Below are 19615 nucleotides of genomic sequence, written 5' to 3' on the forward strand. Positions count from 1 at the left end.
AGCTTTAGTTATATCATAATCTGTTAATTTATCCCTAAAATATTCAGTTCCTTCCTCTCCTAGATATACTCCTATATGATTTTTTGACGAAGCAAATTGAATAATATTTTTACCCTTCCAATATGTGGGTATACTCGAAAACGTTTCTGTACTTTCTCATCAGGTATTTTCATGAGTATTCCACCCCTGCAGTCCTCGCTTTTTATTTCGATCAATGCAAACACATCATTGAGAGTATTATAATTTTTTATCTTTTTTTCTTGATATCAACACCACCGTCTCGACATGGCTTGAGTGGTCAGTATGGATAAATTTTAATATTTCTCAAAAGCCTCGTTCTTGGGAATATATCTACTCCTTTTATTCTTTCTTCTTCACTACCTATTAATACTGAATATTTTAAGATATCAGGGTGGGACCACCCTGATATCTCTTCTTTCCAAGTATATTTGGCAACACTTAATGGTACTATGATTAAAACTTTAGAAATTGCAAAAGCATCAAAGAATAAATCTTTTATAGCCATTAGGCCTATAACCACCTTGTCTAAACCCATATCTAGTAAAAGTGACGATTTTCTATTTTCTTTTATAAATTCAGTAGGATAGTTTTTATATTTACGTAGAGTGTATTCTAAGTTGTCATCTTCGATTCTTTTTATTATTTCATCAATATTTTCTTTAAAATCAAGAACATAAACATTAATTTAATTTTTTAAATGGCCTTATCCTTTTTTTGAATTGGTCTTGGTTCTCTTCCAGGTCTTTTTGTTTCAATAATTTCAATCTTTCTTTTTGGCAGAAGTATTATCCTATCTGGTATTTCTGTCATTTATGGGGATGTAAATTTAAGACAAAGCCCTCTATTCACTTTTATCTTATTAACTAAACTTGATTCTATCACCTTTTCTTACATTGATATTTCAAGCTTTATAGTTATTGTGTGAAGATTTCTCCTATAACCTTTATATAAAGACAAATTTTAAATTCATTACAATATAGCCTTCGAAACTTGCACAATAACTAATTTACATAAAATCACTTTTTAATTTTAGTCCTTGATTCTTAACACCATCTCAAAGTTTTAGCCCATTAATTCCATTGGATAAAAGTACAGAATAAAAATCGGTTGTAAACCTTACATAGTCACTAATTTTTAAACAATAGGCCCTATATTCTTATGAAAAACTTCTCCAGATTTTTCTTAATAAGATGAATCAATTTCACAACTTTCATTTAAATAAATCTACAAATTTTGAGTAAAGTTCCTGAAGTGAAGTAAATCAAACTACCATAAAAAATGAAAGGGTAGAATTTGTGAAATTTATGACTATATATTTAGCTAAACAATAAATTCAGAAAAGGTATCATCATATTTATCATATTATTAAAAATAAGGAATTAAAAGAGCGATAAATGTAAATCAATGATAACCTTATAAATCGTACTGAGAAGAAATTGGGAAAAAAAGCGTAATAATCGTTGATTACATTTATTAAAAATACTTGACAAGATAAGTTTACAAGAGTAAACTTATTTTAAGTATTAAGTCTATACTCGTAAACAATAAGGAGGGAAAGACAATGGGTGTAATAGTATACAATACTCATATCACAGATGCAGAATGGGAAGTCATGCGTGTAGTTTGGGCAAATGATCGAGTAACTAGTAAAAAAGTGATTTCCGTATTGCAAGAAAAAATGGACTGGACACAATCCACTATCAAAACGATCTTAGGTCGATTAGTTGGAAAAGGCGTACTAAATACAGAGCAAGAAGGTAGAAAGTTTATTTACACTGCCAATATTGAAGAGACAGAAGCCGTAATGGATTATGCAGAAGATATTTTTAACCGTATTTGCAATAAGAAAGTCGGAAATGTAATAGGAAGTATCATTGAAGATCATGTTTTAAGCTTCGATGATATAGATCGACTAGAAAAAATATTAGAGATGAAAAAATCTTTCGCAGTAGAAGAAGTGGATTGCAATTGTCCAGAAGGACAATGCAAATGTCATTTACATCATCATTAAGTATAAGGAGGAATTTAAAATGAATAATGACAACAGATATTCGTCCCATAATCACCATGATTATGACGACATGGATAAGTTAAAACACGAGCATGGAATCACAGATGAACATGGAGACCATAAAGATCAACATCAAGAACATCATGCTGGACATGATCACAGCGGGCACAGTGGGCATGACCACCATCATCACGGAAACTTTAAGGAACTTTTCTTAAAATCATTGCCACTAGGAATCATTATTATGCTCTTATCCCCTATGGCTGGGTTTGACCTACCATTCCAGTTTACTTTTCCATATTCTGATATTGTAGTAGCTATTTTATCTACTATATTAATTATTTATGGTGGACGTCCATTCTATCAAGGGGCAGTTGACGAATTTAAACAAAAAGAACCTGGAATGATGGCTCTCGTTTCTTTAGGTTTAAGTGTTTCATATTTATATAGTATTTATACTGTAATAGCAAGCTACGTAACAGGTGAACAAATTATGGACTTTTTCTTTGAATTTGCTTCATTACTATTAATCATGCTATTAGGTCACTGGATTGAGATGAAAGCTATTGGAGAAGCAGGAGACGCACAAGCAGAATTGGCTAAGTTAGTGCCGAAAGATGCTCACGTTGTATTAGAAGACGATTCAATTGAAACACGACCAGTTGCTGACTTAAAGGTAGGTGATTTAATTCGTGTTCAAGCCGGAGAAAATGTGCCAGCAGACGGGATTATCGAGCGTGGCGAATCACGTTTAAATGAAGCTCTTCTAACTGGGGAGTCAAAAGCAGTAAAAAAAGGTCCTGGCGATGAAGTAATCGGGGGCTCAACAAATGGAGAAGGGGTTCTTTATATTAAAGTGCTTGAGACAGGTGATCAATCCTTCATCTCTCAAGTACAGACTTTAATTAGCCAAGCTCAAAGTCAGCCTTCCAGAGCAGAAAATATTGCTCAAAAGGTTGCAGGATGGCTCTTCTATATTGCTGTTATTGTCGCGCTAATTGCTTTTGTAGTATGGACGCTTATAGCGGACATCCCAACGGCAGTAAAATTTGCTATCACAACATTAGTTATAGCTTGTCCTCACGCTTTGGGTCTGGCTATTCCATTGGTAACCGCCCGTAGCACAAGCTTAGGAGCTAGCCGTGGCTTACTAGTAAAAGACCGCCAAGCCTTAGAAATAGCTCAAGATGCAGATGTGATGATTTTAGATAAAACGGGTACTTTAACAACTGGTGAGTTTAAAGTATTAGACGTTGAACTTTTTAATAACAAATATAATAAAGAGGAAATCATTGCCTTACTGGCAGGTATTGAAGGAGGGTCTAGTCACCCGATTGCTCAATCAATTATTAGTTTCGCTAAGCAGCAAGGTATAAGTCCAGTATCTTTTGATTCAATTGATGTGATTTCCGGTGCTGGCGTAGAAGGCAAAGCCAAGGGCCATAGTTACCAATTAATCAGCCAAAAAGCATACGGACGTAATCTGGATATGGATATTCCAAAAGGAGCAACTCTCAGTGTCTTAGTAGAAAACGATGATGCTATTGGTGCTGTAGCTTTAGGGGATGAATTAAAACCAACGAGCAAAGAGTTAATTAAAGTTCTTAAAAAGAACAATATTCAACCAATTATGGCAACAGGTGATAATGAAAAAGCAGCTCAAGGCGCGACAGAAGATTTAGAGATTGAATATAGATCAAATCAATCTCCACAAGACAAATATGAGTTAGTAAAAACACTTAAAGAAGAAGGAAAAAAAGTTATAATGGTAGGTGACGGTGTTAATGATGCCCCTTCTCTTGCCTTAGCAGACGTTGGTATAGCTGTAGGCGCTGGAACCCAAGTGGCATTGGATTCAGCTGATGTCATCTTGACTCAATCTGATCCAGGAGATATTGAATCATTTATTGAATTAGCACACAAAACAACTCGTAAAATGAAACAAAACCTCTTTTGGGGAGCCGGTTATAACTTTATAGCTATCCCTCTAGCTGCAGGAATTTTGGCTCCTATTGGTATCACATTAAGCCCTGCATTAGGAGCAATTCTAATGTCTGTGTCAACAGTCATCGTCGCCATTAATGCTATTTTATTAAATTTAGATCCAAAAAATAACGGTTAACAGATCGAATAATTGAAACTCCTTAAAGTATCAAGATACAATAGTTTTACAGGAGAAAAAGAGATGTAAGTACTGGCTATTTGTAAAATCGTGTTGGTAGAAGTAGACGATTTTTCTACCAACACGATTTTTAATTTATTATAGAACTGATTTCTTTTAAAATCCTAAAAGCCATTGATTTCAGCACTTTTATAGCTTGTTATTCTATTTTCTTGTCATCAACGCTACAGTCTCCAAATGTCTTGATCTTGGAAATTGGTCTATTATTTGGTAGTTTTTTATTTGGTAGCCATTTGCTAGGAATGTTTTTAAGTTTTCTACTTGAGTTTTTGGGTTACAGGATATGTAGACGAATTTTTCTGGATTTACTTGTAGGATTTTTTCTAAAGTTTTTTCATTTATTCCAGATCTTGGTGGATCGAGTACAACTAGATCAAATTTACCTTTAACTTTTTCTATTTCTTCTAACACATCTCCTGTTAGAAAATTTATATTTTCGATTCCATTTTCTTTGGCATTTTCTTTGGCTTTTTCTACTGCTTCTGCAACTATTTCAATTCCTGTTGCTGATTTTGCATTTTTTGCCATTAGTTGGGTTATAGTTCCTGTGCCAGAGTATAGATCAAGAACATTTATATTTTTATTTACATCGGCAAATTCTATGACTTTTTCATATATTATTTCTGCTGCAAATAAGTTTGGTTGGAAAAATGAAAATGGAGAAATTCTAAATTTTAATCCCGACATTTCTTCTGTAATAAATTCTTCTCCGTACAAGAGATCAATTTTTTCCGCAATTACAGCATCAGCTACTGAATTATTTGTAACATGATAAATGGATACTAGTTTACCTGCTAGTTTAAGACTTAATAAAAATTCTACGAATTTATCTTTTTCATTTATATCAAAACTTTGATCGTCTGTTGTTACTAATATTGCCATTATTTGACCAGTTTTGTGGGCTTTTCTTATGATAAAATGTCTTAGTAAGCCTTCTTTTTTTGATTTGTGGTAAAATTCCGTACCTTTTTCTCTAAAATAATTTTGAACTTCTTCTCTAATTTTGTTAAAGTCGCCATCTACTATGTTACAATTTATAGTATCCACAATTTCATAAAATCTATTTTGCCTATGTAAGCCTAGGACTAATTCTCCACCCTTGTAGGAGTCACCAAAAGTATATTCCATCTTATTTCTATACTCATAGATTTTAGGAGGCGAATTGAAGATAATATCACTATCGATATCTATTTTGTTAGTTACAAGTAATTTTTTTATCATTTCTTCTTTTAAATCTGATTCAACTTCATAAGATAATTTTTGATAAGAGCAACCTCCACAAATATCGGCATTGGGACAATGATTTTCATTACTTTCCAAAGGAGAATCTTCTATTAGTCCTAAATATTTTCCGATTTTTTTATTATTTCTATTTCTGGTAATTTTTACCTGGGCAATTTGGCCTTTAAGTCCGCCCTTAAATTCAACTATTTGACCTTTTTCATTAAGACCTAGAGAAATATTTGGATATTGCATTTCATTTATCTTAACTTGGCAAATTTGTTTTTTTCTCAATATTTTCCTCCCAAAAATTATTAGCTTCTTCTTTTAGCAAAGAGTCCGTATTTACAATTTTAATTTCTTTTTTTCTCCAATGTTTTGGATAAAGCATCTGATATTTTCGACTTGTAAATCTATCATCTAAAAGATAGATTATTCCCCTATCGTTTTCACTTCTAATAACTCGTCCAGCTGCTTGGAATACTTTATTTATGCCTGGATAAGTGTAGGAATAATCAAAGCCAGAATATCCTAATTTGTCAAAATGTTCTTTGATTAAATTTCTAAGGCTTGAAACTTTAGGCATTCCAACTGAAATTATCATAGCACCAATTAATTTTTCTCCAAGAAGATCAATTCCTTCAGAAAAAACTCCACCCAATACAAGAAAAGCAGTTTTAGCAGATTTTTCATCAAAATTTTTAAGAAATTTCTTTATATCTTTTTCGCTCATCGACCTATCTTGTAATAAAATTTCATCGTCAAATTTTTCCTTATAGTCTTCATAAACTTCTTCTAAATAAGCATAAGATGGGAAAAATATAAAATAATTTCCTTTTTTTGAATTGATAAATTCATTTATACTTTGTGAAATTTGCTCTAAATTTCTATTTCTATCTTTGTATCTCGTGCTAATTTCTCTACTAAATATGGCAAAATTGTTTTCAGGAAATGGCATATCTAGCCTTAGTTTTAAGCTATTTTCTGCCCCTAGTATTCTCATAAAATAAGTAATTGGAGATAAGGTTGCAGAGAAAAACACCACTGTTCTTGCAAATTTATACTTATTATCCAAAACTTCTGAAGGATCAATGCATTTGATTTGAAAATTAATAGTTTGATTTTCTTCATCAAAAGATATGATCGAATAAAATCCTTTGGTATAATAATCGCTTATCTTAAAATATTTATTTATATCAAAAAATAAATTTAACAAGTCCTCATAATTAGTATCATTTTTTTCCTCTACCAAAAATCTTTGCAAGGGCTTTATTAATTTTTGAAAATATTCATCAAAGTCATCGATAAGATTTTCCTGGTAATAATATAATTTTTTGCCATGTTTATTGTATAATTCGTCAAATTTATCAATAATTTCATTGAAAATTTTAGAAATTTTTTTGTATTTTTTCCCTTTTAATTTTTCTAGCAAATCAGTGAAACTATTTTTTGAAAACGTAAAGGAATACATTTCTCTTGACCTTTCTAGCAAATTATGTGATTCATCTACTAAAAATATATATCTACTTGATATTTCATCAAAAAATCTTTTTAAATAAATGTTTGGGTCAAAGACATAATTATAATCACAGATAATAAAATCTACATAATTTGAGATATCAAGCTCAAATTCAAAAGGACAAATTCTGTATTTTTCTGCATAAGAAGTCACTTTATCAAAATCTATTATCTCCTCATTTGAGATTATATCTAAAAGCCCCTCATTTACCCTGTCAAAATGACCCTTGGCAAAGGGACAATCGATGGGGTTACATTTAACTTCATCATTTAGGCAAATTTTTTCCTTGGAAGTTATATTTAAAGCCTTGATAAATAAGCCTTTTTCTCTTAAAATTTTTATGGCTTTCATGGCTTCTTTGCCTTGGGTGTTTTTGCTGGTTAAATAAAAAATTTTATCAGATAAGTCTTCTCCCATTGATTTTACTGATGGAAAAACCGTCGATATTGTTTTGCCAATGCCTGTTGGTGCATCCACAAATAAATTTTTGGAATCTAAAATAGATTTATAAACAGCAAGGCACATTTTTCTTTGACCCTTGCGGTAATCTTTATAAGGAAAGTCTAAAACTTTGATACTTTCATTTCTTTTTTCTATATTTTTAGCTAAAATTTCTGAAAATTTTAGATAATTTTCCAATAAATTCATATAGAATTTGTGCAAATCTTCAATACTAAATTCTTTTTTAAAAATCTTTGTAGAATAATCCTCAATACTTACATAGGTTAAAGTTATATATATTTTAGATAATTTCTTATCTAATGCATAAAAATACGCATAGCACATTCCTTGAGCCCGGTGGAGTTTGTTCGTATCGTCAATATCAGAAAGATCTCTTGCAGTAGATTTGATTTCATCGATAATAAAATCGCTTCCATCTTTTATAAGTCCATCTGCTCTACCAAAAACATTGAATGTGACATCAGAAATTGTCGTTGAATTTTTTAGAGAAACTTCCTTTTTATAGTTATCCCCAAAAGAGCTTTGGATTTTTTGATGAGCTCTAATTCCTTCAATAAGTCTTGCATTATCTCTAAAAGTATTGTCGATATCGCCTGATCTCATCACAAATTCTATTAAATTTCTTACAGAAATTTTAACTATCATTTTATCACCTTTTATTAATATACCTTAAGGCTGGGTATAAATGTATAGAAAGAAAGGGAGTAAACATGAATAACACAATCAAAGATCAACTAAATCACAGAACAATTAGAGAATTTAAGGACGAAAAACTTGATGATGAAATTATCGACAAATTATTAGAAGTTGCAAATAGATCTGCTTCAAGTAATGGTATGCAATATTTTTCCATAATAAATGTTACAGATCCAAAGATTAAGGTAAAATTTGCAGAAAATGGCGACCAAGAATATATGGCAAGAGTTCCTCATCTTTTTATTTTTGTAGTCGATTTGTTTAGAAATTATTTGATAGCAAAAGAAAATAATGAAGAAAATGATGAAATGATTGGCTTTGATAAATTTATCCAGGGATTTTCTGATGCAATAATAGCAGCACAAAATTTAACTATCGCTTGTGAAAGTCTTGGCCTAGGATGTAATTATTTTGGTAATATCCACAATGATACAAAAATGGTTATAGATTTGCTAAAACTTCCAAAATATACCTATCCTGCTGTGGGAGTAGGATTTGGAATTGCTAACCAAGAACCACAACTTAAACCAAGGATTGATATAAAATTAAAAACTTTTGAAAATTCTTACAAAATTTTTGATAATTATAATGAAATGATAAAAGATTATGATGAAATAATCACTACTTATTATGATTTGAGAGATCATAATAAAGGTTCTGATTCATTTTCCAAACAAATTCCTAAAAAGCAAGGAACTACTAAGAAAAATAGGTCTAAAATGTTTGAAACACTTATAGACCAAGGATTTAAGATTAATTTTAAGGATAAGACTCTTTAGATCTTATCCTTTTTTGACTTTTGAAACATAAGGATTATCTTTTATATAAAATCTATAGGGATAATCTTTTGCTTCTTTGGCATAGTCGATACCGATTCTTTTATCTGTTATTATTTGAAAATCTTTTAGATCATCTTCAATATAAAAATTTTCTGTAAATAGATTTTTTCCATTTAGTTTTTTATCTATGGCTAAGGCTTTGGTTATTTTGCCTGGACCATTTGTTAAATTTTTCTTTTGATATGGCGATAGATTTTCATACTTTAGGCCAAATCTATTTAAGGAAAAGTTGTCTATTTCTGATAGCGGTTCTATAGCCCTTATCAATACTCCTTCTGGATGATTTTTATCTCTGGTTATAAAATTCATTAGATAATGTATGCCATAAGTTTGGTAGATATAAATAGTTCCAGCATCTTCATACATTATTTTATTTCTGTTAGTTTTTCTATTTCCAAAAGTCTGGCAGGCTCTATCTTCTATTCCCATATAAGCTTCAGTTTCTACAATTCTTGCTTTGTAGATTATATTATTATCTCTTCTTATTATAATTTTCCCCAGCAAATCTTTTGCCACTTCTAATGTATCTCTATCAAAAAATTCTCTCTTTATCATAAGCCCTCAATGTTTTTATTTTTCTATTTATATGATATCATATAATCATCAGAGTAGATAGGAAGCATCAAGTGCTAGAAAATGGGTTGTTGTTTCTAGACGAAGCCAAAGGCTATGATTTTCTATCGCAACCGCTGCCTCTGATAGAAAGGGGAAAAATGAATAAGAAGTTAACTATTAACACGCTTACAAAGATTGCAATTCTTGCAGCCTTATCAGTTGTTCTAAGAAGGTATTTTACAATTACAATTCCTGTAAACAAAAAACTTGGCATTGGTTATATTCCAATAATTATGTCAGGTATTTTGTATGGGCCAAGTCTTGGAGGAATTACGGGTGCTTTGGCTGATGTAGTTGGTATGCTTTTAAATCCGGATGGGATTTTCCACCCTGGTTTTACCTTTAGTGCATTTTTGATAGGATTTTTACCGGGCATTGTTTCATTTAAAATTTTTCATAAAGATTTAGATGAAAAATTAAATTGGATCATTATAATTAGTTCAATTTTAGTATTTATGCTTGTAAGATTATTAGTTGATTCAATATGGTTAGTTCAATATTCCAAAAACCCATATTGGATTTATGTTTTAGGTAGAGTTCCTAAACAAGCTATTGAAACTGTTCTAAATATCTTTGTATTAAAAATATTATTACCAAGAATAAGAAAATACGCATAAAAAATAGCTTTAAGCTTTTAAGTAAAAAAATGCAAGCGAAATTTTACCTAAAGCTTAAAGCTTTTTAATTTTCATTCATAAAATCATTTATTAAATCTACCAATTCTTTTTTGTAAGAATCATCTCCTGCATAGCCAACTATCAGATGTCCATGCTCTTTGACTTTTCCAACAATCATCAAATTTCTATATAATTTATTTTCGCCAGTTCCTATGTATCTCATATCAGTTATGATTCCAATTATAAGCCTTGGAAAATCAATTCCATTCTCTTTTTCAAATTCCGCCATAACCCCGTGAGCCATAATTTCTGCTGCTACTCCATCATCAATTGATAGTCCATCAAGGCAAGCTATCAATACATTTGCCTTTTTTAGTTCAGCGGTGTCTGCTTGGGCGATTTTTATATCGGTAATTATATCGTCATTGTTTTTCTTATCGTTGATATCTGCATTTCTTTGAGGAACATACAAAATCAAATCAGTCTTTTCTTCTATATACTTTGCTAAATTTTCTGTCCAGGTAAACATAGCATCATTAAAAAAATGACTTGCTAAATATCCATACATTTTTTCTCCTTAAAAACCTCTTCCAGCTCCGCCGCCACCAGATGAACCTCCGCCACCAGAAAATCCACCAGATGATCCACCAAATGAAGAAGAACCAAAATCATCACTTGAAAATGTACTATCAAATAGATCTCCAAAGCTTTTTTCATTTGATTTATTATAATAATTTCTCCTGTTTATTGGAAATCCATTGTAATATTTTCTAGATGGATAAGCTTTGTGAACCATTCTCCTAATCAAATTAGAAAAAATTATAAAACAAATTAACATTAAAAACAATGTCCCTAAACTTATTCCTTTTTGACTTGGATTATTTTTCTTTAGATATTGATCGTAATTTCCATCTAATTTGATTTGATATTCATCGGCAATTTCTGCAACAACAGCATTAAATCCTTCGTTTAGGGCCTTAGAATAATTAGAAGCTTTTAGATCGCTAAGCATAAAATTATCTATAATTCTTCCAACTTTACCATCATTAAGTCTTCCCTCAATTCCGTAGCCAGTTGCAATAAAAACTTCTCTTTTTCCACTTGTGTCATCTTGGCTTATAAGTATTAAAACTCCATTTTTTTTCTTACTATCGCCAATTTTCCATTTATTAAAAATTTTTACTGCCAAATCACTTGCTGGAAGCGATTGAGTATTTTTGACAGTTGCAACTACGACCTGTGAACCTGTTTTACTTTCTAGCTCTTTGTTGGTGGAATTTATATTATCCTTTGCACTTTGATCAAGCATATTTAGCTCATCCAAATAATAATCACTTGGAGGATCTGGTAAGCTTTCATTAGCCAAAGAAAAAAAAGGAAAAATTAATAGGCTAATGAGTAAAACCAAGTTTATTGTAAATATTTTTCCTTTCTTCATTTTTTTCTCCTTAATTATTTTTGTTAAAATCTACTGTTGGTGCATCTTGAGCCTTTTCGCTGGCTTGGAAATATTCAGCTTCTTGGTAGCCTGTAATTTTTGCTATAAGATTTGTCGGAAATCTTCTAATATCAGAGTTGTAAGATTTCACAGCTTGGTTGTAATTTCCTCTTTCTACAGAAATTCTATTTTCAGAACCTGCTAGCTCATCCATTAATTGGGTGTATTGGGTATTTGCTTTTAAATCTGGATAATTTTCAACTACTACATTAATATCACGAATAGCTTGGCTTAGATTTTCGTTAGCATTTGCCAATTCACCTGGAGTTTTTGCATTAGTAACACCAGCTCTAGCTTCTGTTATCTTTGTTAAAGTTTCGCCCTCATAATCAGAATAACCTTTGACTGTATTTACCAAATTTGGTATAAGGTCTGCTCTTCTTTGTACGACATTTTGTACTTGAGCATAGGCTTCATTTACATTTTCTCTAGCTCCTGCCAATCTATTATAGGTAGGAACGATTAGAAATAAAGCTATAGCTACAATTGCTATTATTCCTATAGGTCCGAGACCACGTTTTTTTTGATAATTCTGGTTCATTTTTCCTCCTCAATTATTTATATTATATTAATACCCCTCTAAAAGTATAATCTTATTTTCTTTTAAGGAATTTTTTACATCAATAATCCTTTGATTTTTTGAGCCTCTAAAAGCAAGTGTTAAATCTTTTTTTTCTTCTATAAAAGGTCCATCAACCAAAACATCTATTAGTTTTAGTAATTCACGAGCTTTTTCAATTCTAATTAATATCTCAAAAGTATAACCAGAATAAATCCATATTGACTTATCTATTTCTTTTCTAATCATTTTTACAATATCTACTAGTCCGTCCAAATTCTCAAAAGGTTCCCCACCTAGAATAGTTAAGCCTGAAACATTTGGATCTTTCAAATAACTTATAAGTACTTTTGTTGTATCAGAAGTCCATTTTTCGCCAAAATTATGGTCTTGATATTCTTTATTAAAGCAGTTTTTGCAATTAAGTGAGCAACCAGTTACGAAAAAACTTGTTCTTATTCCTGGACCATTGGCTATATCATATTTTCTAATTTGGGCATAATTCATATGTGCAAAACCCTAGCTTTGATTTCTTTTGTACGTCCTTCATTCCAGAAATTTTCTCCTAGATAACCACAAGTTCTTCTTACAACTGTTAATTTGCTACGATCTTTGTTGCCACAATTTGGACAATACCAATTATTTTCATCATCTAATAATATTTCTCCATCAAAGCCACACTCGCTGCAATAATCAGATTTGGTGTTAAATTCTGCATATTGAATATTATCGTAAATATATCTAATCATTGTCATGACAGCTTCAATATTATTGGTCATATTTGGAATTTCTGCATAAGAAATACAACCTCCTGTTGATAAGCTTTGAAATTCCGATTCAAAATCAAACTTTTCAAAAACAGAAATTTTTTCTCTTACATCAACGTGAAAAGAATTTGTATAATAACCCTTGTCGGTCACATCTTTTATATCTCCAAATCTTTTTTTATCTATTGATGCAAATCTATGGGTTAAGCTTTCTGCTGGAGTTCCGTAAACAGCAAAGGCTATGCCATATTCCTTAGACCATTCTTCTTTTTTCTCATTTAACATTCTCATTATTTTTAGAGCAAATTCTTTGCCTTCTTTGCTTGTATGAGATTTGCCAGTTACAAGTATACTAGCTTCGTAAATTCCTATATAACCGATGGTTACAGTTGCGTATCCATTTTCTAATAGTGGCTTAATAGGCGTATGTTTTGGAAGTCTTGCAATTGCTCCATGAGAAAAATGTATTGGAGAAGAATCGCTTGTTACTTTTGATAAGTGATCGTATCTTAATAGTCCAACTTCTTTTACCAATTCAAGTCTTTTTTCCAAAATTTCAAAGAATTTTTCCTCATCATTTCTAGCAAGTATTCCAATTTGTGGGAGATTTATTGTGCAAACTCCCATATTAAATCTGCCCTCAAATTTATAATTGCCATGGCTATCTTTATATGGAGGCAAAAATGCTCTGCAACCCATTGGAGAGAAGACATTGCCCTCGTAATTTTCACGCATTTTTTTTGCGGAAATATAATCTGGATACATTCTTTTTGCTGTACATTTTCCAGCTAATTGTGTTAAATAGTAATATTTGCTATCCTTATGGATATTATTTTCATCTAAAACATAGATTAATTTTGGAAAAGCAGGTGTTACATATACTCCAGCTTCGTTTTTTATTCCCAAATATCTTTGTTTTATAATTTCTTCGATGATTTTAACTGTTTGATCAAGATTTGGATCATTTTCATCTGTATGCATGAACAATGTTACAAATGGAGCTTGACCGTTACTAGTCATTAGCGTATTTATTTGATATTGGATTGTTTGTATACCAGATTCCAAATCCTTTTGAGTCATAGCTTCTGCCATTTTTTTTGAAACTTCGCCCTCGCCTAAAGTTTTTTCTGCAAGTTTTAGATTTTTATTATAGGATTTTTTTAAATAAGGACTTAGACAACTAATGTTTATTGATTGACCGCCATATTGGTTAGATGCAATTTGAGCTATTATTTGAGTCATGACATTGCAAGCTACTTGAAAAGATTTTGGTGTTTCTATTAATTTGCCATTTATAATCGTTCCATTATCTAGCATATCTTTCATATCAACTAGACAGCAGTTAAAAATAGGTTGAATTAGATAATCCAAATCGTGAATATGTATGGCTCCTGATTCGTGAGCTTCTACCAATTCTGCTGGTATTAATTTTCTTTTTGCGATATCTTTGGCAACTTCTCCTGCTATAAGATCTCTTTGTGTTGATGCAATTAGTGGATTTTTGTTGGAATTTTCATCCATTACATCGATATTAGTCATATTTAATAAACCTAAGATATCCTTATCTGATGTATTTTGCTCTCTCTTGTAAGCTTGAACAGATTTGTAGGATTCGTAGGCTCTTGCAGTTGCTGGATTATTTTTTTCTATTAATTTGTAATATACCAAGTCTTCAATTTCATAAATACTTAATTCATCTGTATCTTTTTTCTCATTTTCGATTTCACTAGCTATTTGATCTGCTTGGCCTTTTATGTAAACTCCTGATGGAGAATGCATAGCTTTTTCAATTGCTATGGTGATTTTTTCTTTATTAAATTCAGTTTTTTTATTATCTCTTTTTATTACTGTTGTCATGACGCTCCTCCTATATTGTGATTAAATTATACCATATGTAGTATGCTTTTTGCAATAGCTAACTATATATAGTATATAATAGTAAAAAACTTGTAATTAAAAAAAGCTTACTTAAGCTTGTAATTTTAATATTTCTAGTAAAATACAAGTAAGTAAGCTATTTTAATATTAAAATAGTGACATTTTTGCAATGATTAGACTAAGAAAAGTTATTGATAGTATTATTTTCATATTTTTTTTAAAGTAATTATTAAAATTAATAAAATATATTATTATAACTATTGAAACTATAGACGAATAAAATGCATAGGTTCTATCAAAAAATTTATCTGAAAATAATAAAATTATTACAGAAATAATAGCAAGCAGTTTTATAATTATATCTCTAAAACTTTTCATTAGTATTTACCTACACCAATAATATGAAAAATAGGGTTTCGGATTAACTGTCACATAGATTCCATGTTTTTTACTAGTACTAGCGTCCCACAAAGCTGCTGAAACTCCAGTTGAGTAACCGCCAAATATTGCCGCAACAATATTTGCAGGTGGAAATGCAATGCCTATTGTTGAAGCAACTAATGATGCAACACCAGCAGCAGTTGCACTTTTCCCCAAGATGTTTGTTAACTTATAATATGAAAAGTAATACGTTTTGTTTACTCCTTTTCTTGCAAAACGGTATGTGAACAAATTATTATTATGTAAATTTGTATCCAGAGATGTATATTTACCAGTAATTGTAGAATAAATCTTATTTTCATTCTTGTAAAAAATTAATTCATCTATGGTTCCCTTATCTAAACTTAACATTCTAACTGTTCTTGTTTTATCATTTTCTAAAATTGTAATTTTTGTGTTTTCTACAGTCGTATAATTTTCATACTCTTCATTTCTAAAAGTACTAAAATTACTAGTGTTCTCTACTTGTGAATATGCATAAGAATAAGAAATTGATTGTAAAAATATTAATATAGATATCATTAGCATTAGCTTCTTTTTCATAATTTGATCCTTGTCTTATTAATTATCAATAATATATTAAATCTAGAAATTTATTTCGTCAATAGAAAGTCTTAAATATTTTATATAAAAGAAAAAGTGCCTAACTTAATATTTATAAATTAAGTTGGCACTTTCTTAGCTATTTATTTTTTTCTAATTTTTAGCTCTTTATTTTCATCTACATCCAAAATAGCAGTATCTTTTTCTATTATTTTTCCCTCGATTATCATTTTACCAAGTTCTGTTTCAACATGAGTTTGTAAAAATCTTTTTACAGGTCTTGCTCCATATTCTACATCGTAAGCTTTTGCTAAAATGTATTCTTTAGCAGCTCCTGTTATTTCAAGTTTAATATCTAAATGATCAAGTCTTTTTTGAATTTCTGCTATTTGTAGGTCTATTATCTTATAAACTTCCTCTCCAGTTAGTGGGTTAAACATTACTATATCGTCAATTCTGTTTAAAAATTCTGGTCTAAAGGATGATTCAAGAGCTTTTTTAACCAAATCTTTACTATTTTGGTCAATTGTTCCATCATCTTTTAAGCCGTCTAGGAGGTAATGGCTACCGATATTTGAAGTCATGATTATGATTGTGTTTTTAAAATCAACAGTTCTTCCCATTGAATCGGTAAGCCTACCATCATCTAAAACTTGCAATAAAATGTTAAATACATCTGGATGAGCTTTTTCTATTTCATCAAATAAAATTACAGCATAAGGCATACGACGTACAGCTTCTGTAAGTTGCCCACCTTCTTCATAACCAATATATCCTGGAGCAGCACCGATTAATCTTGAAACGGAATATTTTTCCATATATTCACTCATATCAATTCTTATCATGTGTTTTTCATCATCAAACATTGCTTCTGTCAAAGCTTTTGCAAGTTTAGTCTTACCAACTCCAGTTGGTCCTAGGAAAATAAATGAACCAATTGGCTTATTTATATCTTTTAGTCCACTTCTAGCACGAATTATTGCATCAGAAACAGATTTTATGGCAACTTCTTGGCCTATGACTCTTTGATGAAGTTTTTCTGGAAGTTTTAGAATTTTTTCCTTTTCGCCTTCTACAAGCTTAGATACTGGAATTCCAGTCCAATTGCTAACTACATCTGCAACATCTTCATCTGTTACTTCTTCTTTGATAGAATCATCTTCGTTTTGCTTAGACTCAAGACTCGCATTTTTTAATTTTTCTTCAAGAGATGCTAATTTACCATATTTTAATTCTGATAATTTTTCAAAGTCGTATCTTCTTTCAGCTTGTTCTATTTCAACTTTAACTCTATCAATTTCTTCTTTTATTTTTTTGATATCGTCAATTGATGATTTTTGTTCTTTCCATTTTAGGAAATCTTGGTCGTATTTTTCTGACAAATCTGCCAATTCTTTTTCAAGAGTTTCTAGTCTTTTTTTAGAATTTTCATCTTCTTCTTTTTTTAGAGCGGTTATTTCAATTTGAATTTGCAATAATTTTCTTTTTTGTTCATCCAAGTAGGTTGGCATGGTGTCAATTTCTGTACGAACTGTCGCACAAGCTTCATCCATAAGATCTATTGCCTTATCTGGCAAAAATCTATCTGTTATATATCTATCTGATAATTCTGCAGCTGCAATTACTGCACTATCCTGAATTCTAATTCCGTGGAAAATTTCGTATTTTTCCTTGATTCCTCTAAGAATACTTATGGTATCTTCAATTGATGGTTCATTTACCATTACTTTTTGGAAACGTCTTTCTAAGGCTCCATCTTTTTCAATATATTCCCTATATTCATTTAAAGTTGTAGCTCCAATTACCTTTATTTCTCCACGAGCTAGCATCGGCTTCATAATATTTGATGCATCCATTGCTCCCTCACTTTTTCCAGCTCCAACAAGAGTATGAATTTCATCTATAAACATTATAATTTGACCATCAGATTTTTCTATTTCATTTAGAACTGCCTTTAATCTTTCCTCAAATTGTCCACGATATTTTGCTCCTGCTACTAAAGCGCCCATATCAAGAGAAAATATTTTTCTGCCTTGGAGTGGCTCTGGCACATCATTATTTACAATTCTTTGAGCTAAACCTTCTACAATTGCAGTTTTACCAACGCCAGGATTACCTATCAAAACTGGGTTGTTTTTCTTTCTTCTTGATAAAATCCTTAGAGCATTTCTAATTTCATTATCTCTTCCTATTACAGGGTCGATTTTTCCTTCTCTTGCTTCTTTGGTCAAATCTCTACCAAATTTTTCCAAAGGATTTGTGGTTTCTTCTGGATTATCTGTAGTAACTTTTTGACCTTTCCTGACCTTTTCTATAGAATTTTTAAAATTCTTATAAGTTAAACCATAGGAATTGTTAGTATCAGATACATCGCTCTTTTCATTTAATAAAGATAGGAAAATGTGCTCTAAAGATACAAAGCTGTCTCCCATAGCCTTTGCCTCATCTTCAGATTTTAGTAAAATTCTCGTAAAAGTCTGAGTAGGGTAAATATTTGATCCACCTTTCGCTTGTGGGAGTTTTTCCATCATATTTTTAATTTCTTCTCTATAGCTATTAAAATCAATATCCATAGTTTTAATTACTTGTGAAACTATGGAATCTGAATTCTCAATCAAGGCAAAGTTTAAATGAATTTCATTAACATCAGGATTTGAATTTTTGATAGCTATGTTATTGGCATTATTTATAGCCTCTAATGATTTTTGTGTAAATTTGTTGTAATCCATAATTATTCCTCCAATTCTTGTAATTTTTCGTATAATTCTTTTGCTTCTTTTGATAGATTTTTAGGGTTGTCGATGATTAATTCTAAAATCAAATCGCCCTTATTACCCTTTCTATCAGTGTAACCGTATCCTTTTAATCGCATTTTTTGACCTGAATTAGTTTCTTTTGGAATATTTACCATAAGATTGCCATCCATGGTTGATATCTTCTTTTTGCAGCCAAAATACGCCTGCCATGGAAGTATTCTTTCTCTTTTTATAATATCAATTCCATCAAGTCTTCTATCATCTTCATCCTTAATAATAATTTTTGCTAAAATATAAGCATTTATTCCATATTTTGATCCATCAATTTTTATCTTATTATTATTTTTAATTCCCTTAGGGATATTAATTTCTATATTTTTTATTTCTTTAGAATCTTTTACACTTACAGATTTTTTGCAACCTTTAATTGCCTCATCAATAGAAATTTCTATTATGGCATTTAAGGTATTTTTTTTCTTTGAAGTGAAAGTTGATCCATTGGTAAATCTTTGCGATCCCGGTCTAAAGTTTGATGTACTTTTGCCAAAATTTCCAAACAAAGAATCAAAAAAGTCTGAAAATCCACTATCAGAACCTGTAGTATATGTGTAAGAAGATCCTCCAAAGTTTCCAAAATCAAAGCCAAAATCATTTGGATTAAAGTTTTGACCAGCTGAAAAATTGGCATTTTTGCCAAAAGTATCGTATTTTTTACGCTTTTCGGGATCTGATAAAACCTCGTAAGCTTCGTTTACTTCGGAAAATTTATCTTTTGCATCTTTATCATCTGGATGAAGGTCTGGGTGGTATTTTTTGGCAAGTTTTCTATAGGCCTTTTTAATTTCGGCATCACTTGCTTTTTTGTCCACTCCCAAAATTTCATAATAATCTCTATATTTCATCTTACCCTCCATCGTATTTGTGTTTGACCATCTCTGACCTTAATAGAATTATACTATCTTGATATTAGTATTCAAGTAATTAATTTAA

16 protein-coding genes and 1 riboswitch are annotated in these 19615 nt (G+C 30.7%); of the genes, 4 read left to right on the plus strand and 12 right to left on the minus strand.

All coding sequences use genetic code 11. The annotated features are described in order from the left end of the window. Positions 1-298: 298 nt before the first annotated feature. Positions 299-556, minus strand: a complete 258-nt coding sequence (locus CS884_RS04290) for a hypothetical protein (RefSeq protein ID WP_180753299.1) — start codon at positions 554-556, stop codon at positions 299-301. A gap of 1026 nt (positions 557-1582) precedes the next feature. Here CS884_RS04290 and CS884_RS04300 point away from each other — a divergent pair. Beyond that, positions 1583-2032 carry a CopY/TcrY family copper transport repressor gene (locus CS884_RS04300; RefSeq protein WP_099320833.1) on the plus strand — a complete coding sequence of 150 codons (450 nt, stop codon included), beginning with the start codon at positions 1583-1585 and terminating at the stop codon, positions 2030-2032. A gap of 19 nt (positions 2033-2051) precedes the next feature. Next, on the plus strand, positions 2052-4154 hold the full coding sequence (locus CS884_RS04305) for a heavy metal translocating P-type ATPase (protein ID WP_099320834.1): 2103 nt from the start codon (positions 2052-2054) through the stop codon (positions 4152-4154). 204 nt (positions 4155-4358) lie between these two features. Here CS884_RS04305 and rlmD read toward each other — a convergent pair whose 3' ends face one another. Both rlmD and CS884_RS04315 read right to left on the minus strand, forming a co-directional pair. Further along, complete coding sequence (rlmD, locus tag CS884_RS04310; protein WP_099320835.1) at positions 4359-5729, minus strand: 23S rRNA (uracil(1939)-C(5))-methyltransferase RlmD; 1371 nt, start codon at positions 5727-5729, stop codon at positions 4359-4361. Continuing rightward, positions 5701-8061 carry an ATP-dependent DNA helicase gene (locus tag CS884_RS04315; protein WP_099320836.1) on the minus strand — a complete coding sequence of 787 codons (2361 nt, stop codon included), beginning with the start codon at positions 8059-8061 and terminating at the stop codon, positions 5701-5703. The genes rlmD and CS884_RS04315 overlap by 29 nt, the downstream gene beginning before the upstream one ends. Before the next feature lie 65 nt (positions 8062-8126). On the opposite strand from CS884_RS04315, the gene CS884_RS04320 reads away from it, so the two are divergent. Continuing rightward, positions 8127-8891, plus strand: a complete 765-nt coding sequence (locus CS884_RS04320; RefSeq protein WP_099320837.1) for a nitroreductase family protein — start codon at positions 8127-8129, stop codon at positions 8889-8891. A 3-nt stretch (positions 8892-8894) separates the two neighbouring features. Here CS884_RS04320 and CS884_RS04325 read toward each other — a convergent pair whose 3' ends face one another. Further along, positions 8895-9506 carry a DNA-3-methyladenine glycosylase gene (locus tag CS884_RS04325; protein WP_099320838.1) on the minus strand — a complete coding sequence of 204 codons (612 nt, stop codon included), beginning with the start codon at positions 9504-9506 and terminating at the stop codon, positions 8895-8897. A gap of 47 nt (positions 9507-9553) precedes the next feature. Next, positions 9554-9645: riboswitch (THF riboswitch) on the plus strand. Between the two features lie 19 nt (positions 9646-9664). Between CS884_RS04325 and CS884_RS04330 the strand changes: the two genes are divergently transcribed. Continuing rightward, positions 9665-10183: a folate family ECF transporter S component gene (locus tag CS884_RS04330; protein WP_143434410.1), complete on the plus strand. Its 519-nt coding sequence runs from the start codon at positions 9665-9667 to the stop codon at positions 10181-10183. Between the two features lie 64 nt (positions 10184-10247). Here CS884_RS04330 and CS884_RS04335 read toward each other — a convergent pair whose 3' ends face one another. The 8 genes from CS884_RS04335 to CS884_RS04375 all read right to left on the minus strand — a co-directional run bounded on the left by CS884_RS04335 (position 10248) and on the right by CS884_RS04375 (position 19527). After that, positions 10248-10751 (minus strand): nucleoside 2-deoxyribosyltransferase, encoded by a 504-nt coding sequence (locus CS884_RS04335; RefSeq protein ID WP_099320840.1) that lies wholly within the window; start codon positions 10749-10751, stop codon positions 10248-10250. Between the two features lie 9 nt (positions 10752-10760). Continuing rightward, positions 10761-11621, minus strand: a complete 861-nt coding sequence (locus tag CS884_RS04340) for a YgcG family protein (RefSeq protein WP_099320841.1) — start codon at positions 11619-11621, stop codon at positions 10761-10763. A 10-nt stretch (positions 11622-11631) separates the two neighbouring features. Then, positions 11632-12222, minus strand: coding sequence for a LemA family protein (locus CS884_RS04345; protein ID WP_099320842.1), 591 nt, complete (start codon positions 12220-12222; stop codon positions 11632-11634). Positions 12223-12249: 27 nt separating this feature from the next. Further along, positions 12250-12747: an anaerobic ribonucleoside-triphosphate reductase activating protein gene (gene nrdG, locus CS884_RS04350; protein ID WP_099320843.1), complete on the minus strand. Its 498-nt coding sequence runs from the start codon at positions 12745-12747 to the stop codon at positions 12250-12252. Further along, positions 12744-14864: an anaerobic ribonucleoside-triphosphate reductase gene (gene nrdD, locus CS884_RS04355; RefSeq protein ID WP_099320844.1), complete on the minus strand. Its 2121-nt coding sequence runs from the start codon at positions 14862-14864 to the stop codon at positions 12744-12746. Before nrdD ends, nrdG begins: the two co-directional genes overlap by 4 nt. Before the next feature lie 405 nt (positions 14865-15269). Then, positions 15270-15869 carry a hypothetical protein gene (locus CS884_RS04365; protein ID WP_099320846.1) on the minus strand — a complete coding sequence of 200 codons (600 nt, stop codon included), beginning with the start codon at positions 15867-15869 and terminating at the stop codon, positions 15270-15272. A gap of 143 nt (positions 15870-16012) precedes the next feature. Continuing rightward, on the minus strand, positions 16013-18598 hold the full coding sequence (gene clpB / locus CS884_RS04370; RefSeq protein WP_099320847.1) for an ATP-dependent chaperone ClpB: 2586 nt from the start codon (positions 18596-18598) through the stop codon (positions 16013-16015). A gap of 2 nt (positions 18599-18600) precedes the next feature. Continuing rightward, a complete protein-coding gene (locus CS884_RS04375; RefSeq protein WP_099320848.1) occupies positions 18601-19527 on the minus strand; it encodes a DnaJ domain-containing protein in 927 nt (308 codons plus the stop codon). Positions 19528-19615: the final 88 nt, after the last annotated feature.

The sequence above is a fragment of the Anaerococcus sp. Marseille-P3625 genome (genome assembly GCF_900232825.1).
Classification (GTDB): Bacteria; Bacillota; Clostridia; order Tissierellales; family Peptoniphilaceae; genus Anaerococcus.

Excerpts from the sequence above, each read along its gene's own strand:
- CS884_RS04325 (WP_099320838.1), bottom strand. The coding sequence starts at position 9,506 with ATGATAAAGAGAGAATTTTTTGATAGAGATACATTAGAAGTGGCAAAA.
- CS884_RS04375 (WP_099320848.1), bottom strand. The coding sequence starts at position 19,527 with ATGAAATATAGAGATTATTATGAAATTTTGGGAGTGGACAAAAAAGCA.
- CS884_RS04365 (WP_099320846.1), bottom strand. The coding sequence starts at position 15,869 with ATGAAAAAGAAGCTAATGCTAATGATATCTATATTAATATTTTTACAA.
- CS884_RS04330 (WP_143434410.1), top strand. The coding sequence starts at position 9,665 with ATGAATAAGAAGTTAACTATTAACACGCTTACAAAGATTGCAATTCTT.
- clpB (WP_099320847.1), bottom strand. The coding sequence starts at position 18,598 with ATGGATTACAACAAATTTACACAAAAATCATTAGAGGCTATAAATAAT.
- CS884_RS04300 (WP_099320833.1), top strand. The coding sequence starts at position 1,583 with ATGGGTGTAATAGTATACAATACTCATATCACAGATGCAGAATGGGAA.
- CS884_RS04345 (WP_099320842.1), bottom strand. The coding sequence starts at position 12,222 with ATGAACCAGAATTATCAAAAAAAACGTGGTCTCGGACCTATAGGAATA.
- nrdG (WP_099320843.1), bottom strand. The coding sequence starts at position 12,747 with ATGAATTATGCCCAAATTAGAAAATATGATATAGCCAATGGTCCAGGA.
- CS884_RS04290 (WP_180753299.1), bottom strand. The coding sequence starts at position 556 with ATGGGTTTAGACAAGGTGGTTATAGGCCTAATGGCTATAAAAGATTTA.
- CS884_RS04315 (WP_099320836.1), bottom strand. The coding sequence starts at position 8,061 with ATGATAGTTAAAATTTCTGTAAGAAATTTAATAGAATTTGTGATGAGA.
- CS884_RS04335 (WP_099320840.1), bottom strand. The coding sequence starts at position 10,751 with ATGTATGGATATTTAGCAAGTCATTTTTTTAATGATGCTATGTTTACC.
- CS884_RS04320 (WP_099320837.1), top strand. The coding sequence starts at position 8,127 with ATGAATAACACAATCAAAGATCAACTAAATCACAGAACAATTAGAGAA.
- CS884_RS04305 (WP_099320834.1), top strand. The coding sequence starts at position 2,052 with ATGAATAATGACAACAGATATTCGTCCCATAATCACCATGATTATGAC.
- CS884_RS04340 (WP_099320841.1), bottom strand. The coding sequence starts at position 11,621 with ATGAAGAAAGGAAAAATATTTACAATAAACTTGGTTTTACTCATTAGC.
- nrdD (WP_099320844.1), bottom strand. The coding sequence starts at position 14,864 with ATGACAACAGTAATAAAAAGAGATAATAAAAAAACTGAATTTAATAAA.